This window comes from Atopobiaceae bacterium, assembly GCA_022483015.1.
In the GTDB taxonomy this organism is placed as follows: Bacteria; Actinomycetota; Coriobacteriia; order Coriobacteriales; family Atopobiaceae; genus JALCUE01.
This window is the reverse complement of record JAKVOB010000001.1, coordinates 1909235-1922145: the sequence shown is the minus strand read 5'-3', so window position 1 is coordinate 1922145 and position 12911 is coordinate 1909235. Positions and strand designations below refer to the sequence as shown.

General features: G+C 67.9%; 13 protein-coding genes. 4 read left to right on the top strand and 9 right to left on the bottom strand.

Features of this window, described 5'->3' with window-relative positions:
- Nucleotide 1 precedes the first annotated feature (1 nt).
- Nucleotides 2-892 (bottom strand): GGDEF domain-containing protein, encoded by an 891-nt coding sequence (locus LKE50_08240; protein MCH3968579.1) that lies wholly within the window; start codon nt 890-892, stop codon nt 2-4.
- Nucleotides 893-921: 29 nt separating this feature from the next.
- On the bottom strand, nt 922-2298 hold the full coding sequence (locus LKE50_08235; protein ID MCH3968578.1) for a sensor domain-containing diguanylate cyclase: 1377 nt from the start codon (nt 2296-2298) through the stop codon (nt 922-924).
- Between the two features lie 197 nt (nt 2299-2495).
- Here LKE50_08235 and LKE50_08230 point away from each other — a divergent pair, with 197 nt between their 5' ends.
- Nucleotides 2496-3344, top strand: a complete 849-nt coding sequence (locus tag LKE50_08230) for a hypothetical protein (protein MCH3968577.1) — start codon at nt 2496-2498, stop codon at nt 3342-3344.
- Here the strand turns inward: LKE50_08230 and LKE50_08225 are convergent.
- The 7 genes from LKE50_08225 to LKE50_08195 all read right to left on the bottom strand — a co-directional run bounded on the left by LKE50_08225 (nt 3337) and on the right by LKE50_08195 (nt 10398).
- Entirely contained in the window at nt 3337-4149 is an 813-nt protein-coding gene (locus LKE50_08225) for a type II secretion system GspH family protein (GenBank protein ID MCH3968576.1), read from the bottom strand. The two genes, LKE50_08230 and LKE50_08225, sit on opposite strands and share 8 nt — an antisense overlap.
- A 59-nt stretch (nt 4150-4208) precedes the next feature.
- Entirely contained in the window at nt 4209-5387 is a 1179-nt protein-coding gene (locus tag LKE50_08220) for an electron transfer flavoprotein subunit alpha (protein ID MCH3968575.1), read from the bottom strand.
- Complete coding sequence (locus LKE50_08215; protein ID MCH3968574.1) at nt 5384-6181, bottom strand: electron transfer flavoprotein subunit beta/FixA family protein; 798 nt, start codon at nt 6179-6181, stop codon at nt 5384-5386. The genes LKE50_08220 and LKE50_08215 overlap by 4 nt, the downstream gene beginning before the upstream one ends.
- Nucleotides 6182-7786: an FAD-binding oxidoreductase gene (locus LKE50_08210; GenBank protein MCH3968573.1), complete on the bottom strand. Its 1605-nt coding sequence runs from the start codon at nt 7784-7786 to the stop codon at nt 6182-6184.
- A gap of 134 nt (nt 7787-7920) precedes the next feature.
- Nucleotides 7921-9465, bottom strand: coding sequence for a TrkH family potassium uptake protein (locus LKE50_08205; protein ID MCH3968572.1), 1545 nt, complete (start codon nt 9463-9465; stop codon nt 7921-7923).
- Between the two features lie 55 nt (nt 9466-9520).
- Nucleotides 9521-9958, bottom strand: coding sequence for an NAD-binding protein (locus LKE50_08200; GenBank protein ID MCH3968571.1), 438 nt, complete (start codon nt 9956-9958; stop codon nt 9521-9523).
- Complete coding sequence (locus LKE50_08195) at nt 9955-10398, bottom strand: NAD-binding protein (protein ID MCH3968570.1); 444 nt, start codon at nt 10396-10398, stop codon at nt 9955-9957. Before LKE50_08195 ends, LKE50_08200 begins: the two co-directional genes overlap by 4 nt.
- A gap of 218 nt (nt 10399-10616) precedes the next feature.
- On the opposite strand from LKE50_08195, the gene LKE50_08190 reads away from it, so the two are divergent.
- From LKE50_08190 to LKE50_08180, 3 genes are all read left to right on the top strand, one after another.
- Nucleotides 10617-11558 (top strand): glycyl-radical enzyme activating protein, encoded by a 942-nt coding sequence (locus LKE50_08190; GenBank protein ID MCH3968569.1) that lies wholly within the window; start codon nt 10617-10619, stop codon nt 11556-11558.
- Nucleotides 11559-11664: 106 nt separating this feature from the next.
- Entirely contained in the window at nt 11665-12399 is a 735-nt protein-coding gene (locus LKE50_08185; GenBank protein ID MCH3968568.1) for a nucleoid-associated protein, read from the top strand.
- The gene (locus LKE50_08180) at nt 12374-12784 is read left to right on the top strand and encodes a nucleoid-associated protein (protein MCH3968567.1); all 411 of its coding nucleotides are present in this window, start codon (nt 12374-12376) and stop codon (nt 12782-12784) included. The genes LKE50_08185 and LKE50_08180 overlap by 26 nt, the downstream gene beginning before the upstream one ends.
- Nucleotides 12785-12911: the final 127 nt, after the last annotated feature.

Sequence of the window (12911 nt, the reverse complement as noted above, 5' to 3'; positions counted from 1 at the left end):
CTCACGCGCTGGTGCGCCCTGCCTCCTTCTGCTGGTACATGCGCTCGTCCGCGAACTCGATGAGTGCGTCGCCGGTCATGTCGTCGTCGGTGAGGGTGGCCACGCCGCAAGAGACCGTCACGTCGAGCGCGCGCTCGCCCACCTGGATGGGGTTGTCCCTGAAGGCATCGCAGATCCGCTTGGCGCAGGCCTTGGCGGCCGCTCCGTCGGCACCCCTCAGGCATATGAAGAACTCGTCGCCGCCATAGCGTGCGACCCAGTCCGACCCGACCCTGACCTCGTCCTGGATGCGATGCGCCGTCGTGGCGATGACCTTGTCGCCTGTCAGGTGGCCGTAGGTGTCATTGACCTGCTTGAAGTGGTCGATGTCTATGAACACCACCGAGAGGGGCCTATCCTTCTCGCGTGCCGATGCGACCTCCTGACGGAAGGTGCGATAGAGGTAGGCGCGGTTGAACAGCCCGGTGAGGTCGTCGAGGACGGCAGCGTGCTCGAGCTGCGAGAGCTGCTCGATGAGGACCTTGCCCTCGAGGAACGGGATCCCCTTGCCGAAGGCCAGCCCCTCGAGCTTGCGGATGAGCTCCACCACATAGGCATGTCCCCTCACGCTCGTGGGGAGCGCGATGACGACGATGCGCTTGCCGTCCGCGATCTCGTCCACGCGTGAGATCGTGTTCCCCTTGCGCCAGGCATAGAGCGCCATCGACGTGTCGCTCACGGTGTCCTCGGACCAGTACCGCGCCAGCTTGTCTCCCTTGGGGTAGTCGATGCCGGTCTCGTCGTGCTCGAGCACGGTCAGCGTGACCGGGTCGACGAGGCGCGCGTAGTCATAGGTGATGTGCTGCTCGTCGAGCAGCTCCTTGAAGTACGCGAGAGATCCTACGGCATCCATAGGTGACCCCCTCCTTGCGATGACCCTGTCTAGCGTGATTCCCGGTCGTCCGCCACGTCCTCGTCGTAGAAGGAGAACGAGTCGCGTCCGGCCTTCTTGCATGCATAGAGTGCCGCATCGGCATGCTCGTAGAGCTCGGTGAGCGTGGTGCCATCCTCGGGGATCCGTGCGATGCCGATGGAGCACGAGAGCGGCACGGAGGTCCCGTCCTTGGCGGGCATCATGATGCGCATCGTGTCGCAGATCGTCCGCGCGCGGTCCTCGACGAAGGTGGTGGTGTCGGCGCACGAGAGGAACGCGATGAACTCGTCACCACCGATGCGTCCCGTGATGTCCGAGCTTCGGCAGCAGGTCTTGAGCACGATGGCGGCGTGCTTCAGGGCCGTGTCGCCCGCCTGGTGGCCCAGGGTGTCGTTGATGTCCTTGAAGTGGTCGAGGTCGAGCATCATGAACGCGCCCGTCTCGAACGAGTTGCTCTTGAGCATCGACTCGACGTCCTCCATCGCGGCACGTCGGTTGAGCAACCCCGTCAGCTCGTCGAACTGCGCGTCCTTGCGGAGCGTCGCGAGGTGGTTCTGGACGTGCCGGGCGATGAGGCCGACCACGACCGAGGCGATCAGGACGGCGATGGCGGCGTACTCGATGACGTCGAGGTTGACCCATCCCGACTTGGGATAGGCCTTGAGGACGAACTCGGCATGGTTCAGGAAGAACTGGGTCGTCTCCTCGTCGTTGCCGTCCTCGTAGCCGTTGGACACGGTGATGTCGACGTCGTCGGAGGAGGTCTTCGCCGGGTAGATCTCGTAGGCGTAGCCCTCCTCGCCGATGGTGGACGAGAGCGCGGCCTCGATGGTCTTGGGGTAGTTGATGGTGACCGAGACGAGCCCCCAGAGCTTGCTCACGCCGCTGCTGTTGGGAATCCACACCGATAGCGTGCTCGAGATGACCTTGTCGCCGTTCGAGAGCCCGTAGGGTCCGGTGGTGATGGCATCACGCGTGTTCTGGGCGTCAGAGGTGTCCTGGTCCTTCGCGTAGAGGTTGAGGCCGAGGAGGTTCTGGTAGGTGTCGGAGGGGTAGACGTCGGACACGATGCCTCCTGGGGCAAGGAGCACGTACTCCACCTGGGTCCCGTGGAGGAGCTGGGCGGCTGACGCCTCGAGGTCGACGTCGTCGCCGTCTGCGCCTATCACGAGCCCCTCGAGCCAGTAGACCTGGTCGAGGGTGCGTGCGGTGCTGCGCTGGAGGCTCTGGGCCTCGTTGTTGAGGATGATCTGGCTCATCTTGTGGGCGCTGGCATAGGAGGTGTAGTAGTAGGTGACGAGCCCGAGCGCGCCTGCGCAGATCACGATGGCCATGGCGGCGAAGGAGACATGCCTGTGGATGGCCGTGAAGACCTTCTTGAGCATGCTGCCTCCCCTCGGGCTGGGTCCTGCGGGTACGAGACACGAATGCGCCACCCTCTTTATGCGACTATACGACGCGTGCGGGACGCTACGGCCGAGCTGCCGGGTGATGGCATCATGATGGCAGGTAAACGGTAGTGTCGGGCGGCCGTGCGGGGGTCGCGTATGATGGGGACGTCGCTTACGGAGAAAGGGGCTTGATGCCATCCTCGGCCTTGCGCGAGGCCATGACGCCCTCGAGGCGCGCCTCTGCCGCACATGACATGAACGTGCTCGCACGCTTCCTCGGGATGCGTGACGTCCCCGAGCTCACGCGGACTGCCCTCGACCGCCTCCTCGGTCACGGGCAGGCGGACGTGATGGTCCTCTTCGGCGGGAGCATCCTTGCCGGGGGCGATGTGCTGGCCCAGGCCATGCGTGACGACGTGGCACGGACCTATGTCATCGCGGGGGGCGCCGGCCACACCACCCAGACCTTCCGTTCCCGGGTGCGCGAGCTCGCGCCCGACGTCACCTTTGCCGACGACGCGCCCGAGGCCGACGTCTTCGCCGCCTATCTTGAGGCGCGCCATGGCCTCGAGCCCGACCTGCTCGAGCGCTCCTCGACCAACTGCGGCAACAACGTCACCTGCCTCCTCGACCTGCTTCGCGAGAGGGACGTGCCCTGCAGCAGCATCATCATGGCGCAGGACGCCACGATGCAGAGGCGCATGGATGCGACCCTACGCAGGTTCGCCCCTGACGTGACGCCGGTGAGCTTTGCCACCTACGAGGTCAGCGTGGTGGTGGGGGAGGGTGGCCTTGCCGTCGCTGACCCACCGCTCGGCATGTGGGACGTCGATCGCTACCTGGAGCTCCTCATGGGAGAGGTGCCACGCCTCACGGACGATGCCGGAGGCTATGGCCCCAACGGGAAGGGCTACCTGGCTCACGTGGACGTGCCTGCCGAGGTGGGGGAGGCCTTCGGGCGTCTGCTGGAGGCACGGCCTGATGCGGTGCGGCGTGCCGACGCGGCCTATGCGAGCGTGCGGGGGCCTGCTGCTACATGAGCGAGGCGTAGTACCTGGTCTTGTTACCGCCTGGGACCGTCTGGCTGCTGCCGCTCGCGCTCACCACGGTGACGGTCCCATCGTCGTTGGAATAGAAGTAGCCGCTCACGCCGGTGAGCTTGGACGTGCTCCCGGTGAACACGACGGTGAGCTTGCCGGCCTTGGCCTCTGCGATCTGGGTGTCGGTGAGGCCGACGGACTTGAGGTAGCTCTTGACGTTCTGTCCCGCGATCTGCATGTAGTTGTAGTTGAAGTCCATGTCGACATAGGGGTAGACGGTGCCAGTGCTGGGATCCGTGTCGCTTGAGGGGCTCTTGAGCTCGGCTCCCGTCCCGATGAGGGTGCTGAGGGCCTTCGCGATGTCAGACCCGAGCGTGGGCACGTCGGCGTCGGGGTCGAAGGGGTTCGAGCTGCCGGCACCGTAGGTGAAGGTGACCGAGTCCGCACCTACCGTCGCGGTGAGCTTGGTGGAGGAGTCTGCCGTGCCGGTCTCGGGGATGCCGCGGGCGACGGCATAGGCCACCCAGTCGGCGGCCGTCTTCTGCGAGTAGTCGCCGTCGTAGAGCGTCTCGCATCCCACCTTGCACAGGGCCTGGGCGCTCTTGCAGTAGTCGTCGTCGGTGGTGGTGCGAGAGGCCTGGATCTGCGTCGAGAAGGTGGGCAGCGCTATGGCCACGAGGACGCTGATGATGGCGACGACGATGAGGACCTCGGCCAGGGTGAACCCCCGCCGCATGCGAGAGCGGGCGTCCGACGGGTCGGACGTCCGTGCAAGGGAGGTCATGTGCTGGGCAGAGGACGCCATCGGGCCACCTGTTCCTCTCGCTGATGTCGAGGATATCGTACCCAGCCCATGCGCCTGCCTTACCTGAGGCGCTTCACCAGCTCGCCTACCACCTGGTTCGCGTCGCCCACGACGGCGTACTGGGCCATGCCGAAGATGGCGGCGGAGGGGTCCGTGTTGATGGCGACGATGCGCTCGGCCCCGCCGATGCCGGCCAGGTGCTGGATGGCGCCCGACACGCCCACGCTCACGAGGAGCTTCGGGGCCACCGAGACACCCGTCTGGCCCACCTGGCAGGATGCGTCAAGCCACCCGGCCTCCACGAGGGGCCGCGTGCAGCCGAGCTTGCCGCCCAGCAGGTCGGCGAGCTCGCGCATGAGGGGGAGCGCCTTCTTGGACCCGATGCCGCGACCGACCACCACGAGGGTGTCGGCATCGGTGATGGAGGCGTCGCTGCCGGCCGGGATGCGCTCGAGCACGCGTATGCGAGAGGTGACGTCCGCGTCGAGGGCTACGTCGACCGTGGTGCCCTCGTGCGTGGGGTCGGGGTCGGCGGCCGAGAAGACCCCGGGGCGCACCGTGGACATCTGGGGACGGTGGTCCGGGCAGACGATGGTGGCCATGAGGTTGCCGCCGAAGGCGGGGCGGGTCTGCTGGAGGAGTCCCCGCTCGCGGTCGACGTCGAGCACGGTGCAGTCGGCCGTGAGGCCGGTCCGCAGGCGCACCGCCACGTTGGGGGCGAGCTCGCGGCCGAACGGCGTGGCCCCATAGAGGATGACCTCGGGGCGGCGCTCCTTAACGAGGTCCTCGATCCAACGCGCATAGACCTCGGCGTCATTGTCTGCCAGGCGTGCGTCCCTGCAGCGGATGACGAGGTCGGCACCGGCCGCGACCAGCAGCGCGTCGTTGTCGTCGGGCGCGTCCGTGCCCTCGCCGAGCACGGCCACCAGGCGGCAGCCGCGGGCCTCGGCGACCTCGCGGCCCTTGGCGAGCAGCTCGAAGGCCACCGGCACGATGGTGCCGGCCTCCTGCTGGGCGAAGACCCAGACGTCCGTGTAGCTGGCGAGGTCGGTGCCTGCGGCCTCCTTCTGGATCGAGAGGGCGCCGGTGGGGCAGCCGTCGACGCACATGCCGCACGAGACGCAGCCGTCCGTCACGCGGGCGAGCCGGTCGGTGACCTCGATTCCTCCCGAGGTGCAGGTCCGGACGCACAGCCCACAGCCCACGCACTTCTCTTGGTCGACGACGAGTCCGCTCATCGGACGCTCCCCTCAAACAGGTCGGCCAGGGCGCGTGCCTGCTCGGCAGGCGTCCCCTCGACCACGGTGGCCTTCTGGGTCCGTTCGGGCACGAAGGAGCGCACCACCTGGGTGGGCGAGCCGTCGAGCCCGATGCGCGCGGGGTCAGCCTGCATGTCCGCGGCACCTGCCACGTCGACCGGGCAGCCCTCGGCCCTGCGGATGCCGGCGATGCTCGGCATCCGCAGGGGGGCGAGGTCCTTCGAGACCGTGATGACGGCCGGCAGGTCGCACGAGACGACCTCCTCGCCGGCGTCCGTGCCGTGGCGCACCACGATGCGGCCATGGGCGGGGTCTGCGTCGCCGTCATCCGTCCACGCGCGCACGTCGGTCACGCAAGGCAGGTCGAGCGCCCCCGCGAGCTCGGGGCCGATCTGGGCGGTGTCCCCGTCGACGGCCATCTTGCCGCAGATGACGAGGTCGAGGTCGTCCACGCGCCCGAGGGCGCACGAGAGGGCGTACGAGGTGGCGAGCGTGTCGGCCCCGGCGAAGGCCCGGTCCGAGAGGAGCAGGGCATCGTCGGCCCCCCTCGCGCAGCAGTCGCGCAGGATCCGGCAGGTGTCGGGGATGCCCATGGAGAGCACCGTCACGTGGGCGCCGAAGCGGTCCTTGAGATGGAGTGCCAGCTCGAGGCCGGCGGCGTCGAACGGGTTCAGGACCGACTGGCGCCCGTCGCGCACGATGGTGTTGGTCACGGGGTCCATGCGCACCTCGGTGCTCGAGGGCACGGCCTTGGCGCAGACGACGATATGCATCTAGTCCTCCTCGCTCGTTGATGGGGCGACTGCCGGGAGCAGCTCGGGCGGGAAGAGGTTCCCGCGTCCGAGGAGCCCCGCCGGGTCGAGCTCGAGCTTGAGCGTCGCCATCTCTCGTATGTGCCTCTCGCCGTACATGGCCAGGAGGAAGTCGCGCTTGATCTTGCCCACGCCATGCTCGGCCGAGACGGCCCCGCCCATGGCGGTGACCTCGGAGGCCCAGCGCTCGAAGAGGTCGTGGCCACGCCGGAAGTCTGCGGCGTCGCGGGGAAGCACGTTCACGTGCAGGTGATTGTTGCCGATATGGCCCCAGGCGGCGGACTCGAGGCCGGCCTCGGCGAGCGTGGAGCGGTACATCGCCACGACGTCGTGCAGACGCTCGTCGGGCACCGACATGTCGCTTCCCAGCTTGGTGATGGTCGGGTCGGTGCGACGGCGCTCGTCGATGAGCATGTTCACGCTCTCGGGGACGGCGTGCCGGAAGAAGAGCTGGGCCTCGCGGTCGGTCTCCGTGCGGGCGACCCAGGTGTCGTCCTCGCTGCCGCCCACCTTCCCGATGAGCTCGCCGAGCTTCCAGAGCTGGTCGTACGCCTCGTCCTCGTCGGCGCAGTCGAGCTCGACGTAGACGCAGACGGCGGCGTTGGCCGGCATCTCGGGGAGGGTCGCGAAGGCCGCGCTCGAGGCGCGCTGCTCGCGAAGGATCGAGAGGGCACCGGCGTCGAGGTACTCGAGGGCCGCGGCGTGGCCCAGCCCGGGCCGTGCCACGTCCACGAGGTCGAGGGCCTGCTCCTCGTGCTCGAGGAAGCAGCTCACGCCCCAGACCACGGCGGGTTTCTCCATGAGCGAGAGCTCGATCGCCACGATGGTGCCCAAGGTGCCGTCGGAGCCGATGAACAGGTCGATGGCGTCCATGTCGTCGGCCGCGTAGTAGCCCGAGGCGTTCTTGGCATGCGGCATCTGGTAGGTGGGGAGGTCGAGCGTGAGGTGGGTCCCCTCGCGCGTGTCGAGCTCGAGCGTGCGGCCATGGGCACACGCGCCGCCCCGTGCGACCTCGACGGTCTCGCCGCTCGCGAGCACCACGGTGAGGCCGCTCACGTGCGGGCGGACCGGGCCGTAGCGATACGACCGGGCGCCGCTGGCGTTGCATGCCACCATGCCGCCCAGGCAGGCGGAGGTCTCGGTGGGGTCGGTGGGGAAGAACTGCTCGGGGCCCTGATAGAGCTCGTCGAGGGCCGCAAGCGAGGCCTCGTCCCAGCCAGTGGTGGGGATGGTCTTGTCGGCCAGGTGCTTGCGCAGCGCCGAGAGGACCACGCCTGGCTCGACGGTGAGGTGATAGGTGCCGTCCTCGTCCTTGCGGAGGCCGAGGAAGCGGTCCATCTTGGTGAGGCTCATCACATGGCCGCCCAGAGGCACCGCGCCGGCTGCCAGGCCGGTGCGGTCACCCTGGACCGTGATGGGCGTTCCCGAGGCCGTCATCTGCCTCACGACCTCGCGGACCTCGTCGGCATCCGTGGGGAACGAGATGCTCGTCGCCTTGCCGCTCGAGCGTGACTCGTCGCGCACGTACTCCTCGAAGTCCGACGAGAAGGGCCGAATCTCCACCATGGGCTGCTCCTATCGCCTGCGTCGTTCGTTTCGTCTGGGTAACACTCTGCCATCAGATGCGTCACGAGGCCGTGACAGTCGCGTTCTGTTTGCAAGGACGAAACCAAGGGGGAGCGGCCGCTGGCCTCGCGCCCCTAGTGCCTCGCGTGGTGGCGGAGCATCTTGTTGCCGCGCTGGGCCACGTGGGTGGCAACCACGAGCACGGGGTAGATCTCGAGACGTCCGAGGAACATGCCTATGGTCGTGGCCCAGAGCAGCCATGGGCTCGCGGTCTCGAGCGGGATGCCTATCGAGAGGCCCACCGTGCCCAGTGCCGAGGCGAACTGGAACAGGGAGTCCTCCAACGAGTAGCCGAAGCAGGTGTAGACGAAGGTCCCTGCCAGGAGCACGACCACATAGAGCAGGACGAAGACGAGGACCTCCTGGCGCTCCTCGGCACCTATGGGCACACGACGGTCGTAGCGCTCGACCATGTTGGAGTGCACGCAGCGACGGTGCGTGACGTGGTCACGGATGTCCCACACGAGCATGCGCACGAGCAGGGCCGCGCGCCACTGCTTGATGCCGCCGCCCGTGGAGTTGGTCTCGGCGCCGGCGACCATCACCACCACGAGGACGAGCATGGCGGCCGAGGGCCAGCCGGCAAGCGAGGGCACGGTCTGGAAGCCGGTGGTCGTGACGGCCGAGACCGCCTGGAAGGCACCGACCCTGAGGGCGCTCGCGAGCGTGGGGCAGGTGCCGGTGGCATACAGGATCGCCGTGACCAGCGCCACGGCCACGGCTGTGGCGACCAGGAAGGTGCGCGTCTCGATGTCGCGGAAGAAGGTCCCGAAGCGGCGCTTGAGCAGGCGCATATGGAGCATGAAGTTGGTCGCGCCGAGCATCATGAGGACCATGAGGATGACCTCGATGAGCGGGCTGTCATAGGCGGCGACGTTGTCGGCCTTGGTCGAGAACCCGCCTGTGGCGACGGCACCCATGGCATGGTTCAGCGCGTCGAAGACCGACATGCCGGCACACGTGAGGGCGATGGTGCCCACGCCGATGTAGAGGCAGTAGATGCCCATGATGAGCCGGGCCGAGCGCGCGAGGTTGGGGAGGAGCCGGTCGGTGTGGCCCTCCTCGCCATAGATCCGCATGCCGTGGGTGTCCGAGACGGCGGACACCACCACGAGGACGAGCCCTATGCCGCCGAAGAAGAGCAGGACGCTCCGGTACATGAGGATGAGGTGTGGGGCCGCCGCCACGTCGGTCACGGTGAGCGTGGTGGTCGACAGCCCGCTCATCGTCTCGAAGACGGCCTGCGAGAAGTCGTAGTCCCCCGTGAGCACGAAGGGCAGCGCGCCCACGTTCATGGCCACGAGCCAGGTCAGCACGATGACGGTCGCGTCCTGCCCCTTGTACATGCGACCGTGCGGACGCCCCTTGATGCGCCGGGCGAGAAGGGCACCGACGCCGATGGCCCCGAGGCCAGGCAGCAGGAAGCAACGGGCGACCGAGAGCTCCTCGGGATAGAACGGCAGCAGGAGCAGGGGCAGCAGGATGATGATGCCCACCAGGATGGACATGACGCCGAGGTAGCCCATGGTGAGGTCGTGCCCCACCACGGGCCTGGGGCCGGAGGGGTCGTCCCCCTTGGGCGAGGAGGAAGGTCCCGGCGTGGGGTCGAAGGCGTCCATGAGGGACCCCTCGACGCCGCCCCGTGCCGCGGGCCATGACCCACCTGATAGCCGGTCAGTCTCCATCGACACCGATCATCCCTGGGACCTCGGAGGCCTGCATGCCACGCTCGATGGCGCGGGCGAGCCAATAGGTGCCGCTGACGACCTCGTGCACGCCGAGGCGCTTGAAGAGCAGCACGTTCCGGGGGTTCTCCACGATGCAGACGGTCTTCTCGACGTGGTGCAGGCGCGACGCGCTCTGACAGACCACGAGCCCGTCGGCATCGTCGTCCATGGCGGCGATGACGGCCTCGACGTCGTCGAAGTCCACGTCGTCGAGGACGTAGTCCTTGGTGGGGTTGCCCTGGATGACCTCGATGGGGTAGTCCTCCGAGAAGCGCTCGGCGCGCCGGTGGTCCGCGCAGATGGCGGTGACGTCGTGGCCGGCGTCGACGAGGGCCCCGATGAGGTAGTAGGCCTGGTCGTTGTGACCCGTGACGACGAACCTCATTGCAGCACCTCCCTGATGGGGATGCCCGACAGCTCGGCGAACCGATCCTCGCACAGACGTCGCGGGCAGAGGACCTTCACGCCGAAGCCGTCGAGGACGACCTCCTTGTGCTCGTCGAACAGGCGGGCGAAGACCTCGGGGACGCCATAGATGCGGCTCGCGAGCTCGGCCGTGAGGATGTTGGTGTCGTCGCGCGACGAGAGCGCCAGGACCATGGCCGCACCCTCGATGCCGTTGCGCTCGAGGACATCGGCGCTGGTGCCGTCGCCGATGTCGGTGAAACCCTGGAAGCTGTCCGAGAGGCGATGGAACGAGCGGGCATCCTGGTCGATGACGCAGACGTCATAGCCCCAGGAGGAGAGTCCGCCTGCGAGCGAGGCGCCCAACATGCCGCATCCCACCACGATGGCGCGCGACTGGCGAGGCAACTTGAGACCCATGGGGCTCCTCCCGACGGCTGGCTGCAGGCTCGATGCCATGCCCCTACCATAGCCGAGCGCGCGAGGCTGGCAAGGGTCGGTCGTACGAGCGGGCGTGTTTGACGCCCCTTTTGGCGTCGGGGTGGGCTTATGCTTGCCTACCTGCTATGATGCGACCTAGCACATGTGGCCGACCCGCTGCATGCAGACGTCGTCATCACAGGTCGAGGAGGTGCCACATGACCGACAGCGCTCTCGACGATGGCATCATCAGCCTGGCGGGCATGGAATACCTGACCGCGCACGGCGGCGCCTCGGTGCGCACGGTCATCCGCCTCAAGGGATGTCCCCTCCGCTGCCCGTGGTGCGATCGTCCCGAGGCCAGCACGTCCGAGCCGGTCGTGCTCCTCGATGCCGGGCGGTGCACCTCGTGCGGGCGCTGCGCCCTCGCCTGTCCCACGGGGGCCGTGCACATGGCGAACGGGAGCTTCACCTTCGAGCCTGAGAACTGCGCGAGGGCCACCGTGAGCCACGACTGCCATGCCTGCGTGGATGCCTGCACCAGCGGGGCCCTGTCGATCCCCGAGACGCGCCTCACCGTGTCCCAGGTCGTCGAGCGGGCCTGTGCCGACCGCGACAGGTACGGAAGCGACTGGGAGGGGATCACGCTCTCGGGCGGCGAGCCCCTCATGCATGCCGAATGGTGCCTGCCCCTAGCCAAGGCCCTGACCGAGGCCGGCCTGGACGTGGCCGTCGAGACCTGCGGCAACGTGTATCCTGCCACGGTGCGCCAGGTCGAGCCGTTCGTCTCGACCTTCTTCTATAACTTCATGTCGATCGGCGGCAACCGGCTTGCCCAGGTGGCCGGCGTCGACCTCAGGATCGTCCGTGCCAACCTGCAATGGCTGCTCGTGCGGTGCCCGCAGAAGGCCATGGTGCGGATCCCCGTCATAGACGGCTTCAACGACGACCCCTCCGAGCTGCGCGTGACCGTCGACTGGCTCGTCGGTGAGGGCGTGCGGCACCTCGAGCTGCTGGCGCCCGGCCTGCTTGACGTCAACTGCTCCAGGCCTGCGAGCAGCATCCCGGCCATACCGCATGCCGCCATGTCGTCATCGGTCCTCACCAGCCTCAAGCGCCATGCCGAGTCGCTGGGGGTCGACGCGAGCGTCAGCAACTGAGCGCCTCGGGGCCGCGGCCCTCTCTGGCCGACGTGGCGACCCGTCCGTCCCGGCCGTGCGCTATCCTGTGTGGGCTATCCGACCGACGCGAACAAAGACGGTGTCCATGCTCAAGATCAACCATGCCATCCTGCACGTCCTCGACCTCGAGAGCGGCGAGTGCTACCTGTCGCAGTCCGAGCTCGACCTCGACGAGCGCGCGTGCCGCTCCTACGTGCAGCGCCACCTTCGCAAGCTCTGCGCCAGCTCCGAGAACCGTCATGGCGAGTTCACGGACGCGAGCGCCTTCGCCGGTGAGGTCAAGGCCTACCTCCTGGGGCAGCGCGACTTCGGCGACCTCTCCGTGCAGGTGGCGAGCTGGTTCTACGACGAGCTGCGCAAGGGCGACGACGACACCCCGCTCGACCTGCTCGTGGCCGACTTCACCGACGTGCCCAGCAAGCCCAAGGCCGCTGCCGCCGATGCCTCCGAGGTCCCGTTCGCTGAGGATGCCCCGGCGGCTCCCGCGGCCGTCGACCTCGACGCCGCCTACACGGCCAAGCCGCGCCGGCGCATCGGGATCGTCCTGCTCCCGCGCCGCCAGCTCTTCAGCGACGACATGCGCGGCGGCGAGGCGGGTCCCGTCTGCGAGATCGTGCGCCAGGACTCGATCCTGCCCAGTCCGACCCAGAAGGTCGACACCTATGCGCTGATCGATGCCGCCGACCTCTCCATCGAGTTCCATGACGTCGAGCGCACCATCGCAGGCCCAGAAGGCCTTCGTCGTGCCGGACGGGCTTCTCCAGTGCTCGAGCGCGGCCAGCACCAAGGAGGTCATGGACACGGTCGAGAAGATCGTTGAGCAGGTGGCCGACGAGGCACCGGTGACCGTGGCCTCGAGCGCGGCGGCAGTCTCCCGCGCCAAGGCCTACGTGACCAGGCACGTCGAGGCGGACGAGTCGTTCAAGCCCGAGGACGTGGGCCGCGAGGTCTTCGAGGACGCCCCTGAGCTCGCCGAGCACTACGAGCGTGCCGTGGCCTCGGAGGACCTGCCCCATGAGGTGCCGGTGAGGCCTGCCGTGGCCCGGCGCATCGCCAAGAGCCACCGCATCCGCACCGACACCGGCATCGAGGTCATCTTCCCGAGCGAGTATGCCGCGAGCCCCGAGTACATCGAGTTCGTGAGCCAGCCCGACGGGACGGTCTCCATCGAGCTCAAGGGTATCGGCAAGATCGAGAACCGCTAGGGCGCTGCAGGGCATGTGACCGCGGCCTTCTCGTCTCGTGCCAGTCGGGGAGACGGGGCCCGTGCACATGAGTGCGATTCCGCGCCGACCTTTCGGCTATGGAATCGCCCTTCTCGAGAAGAACAAG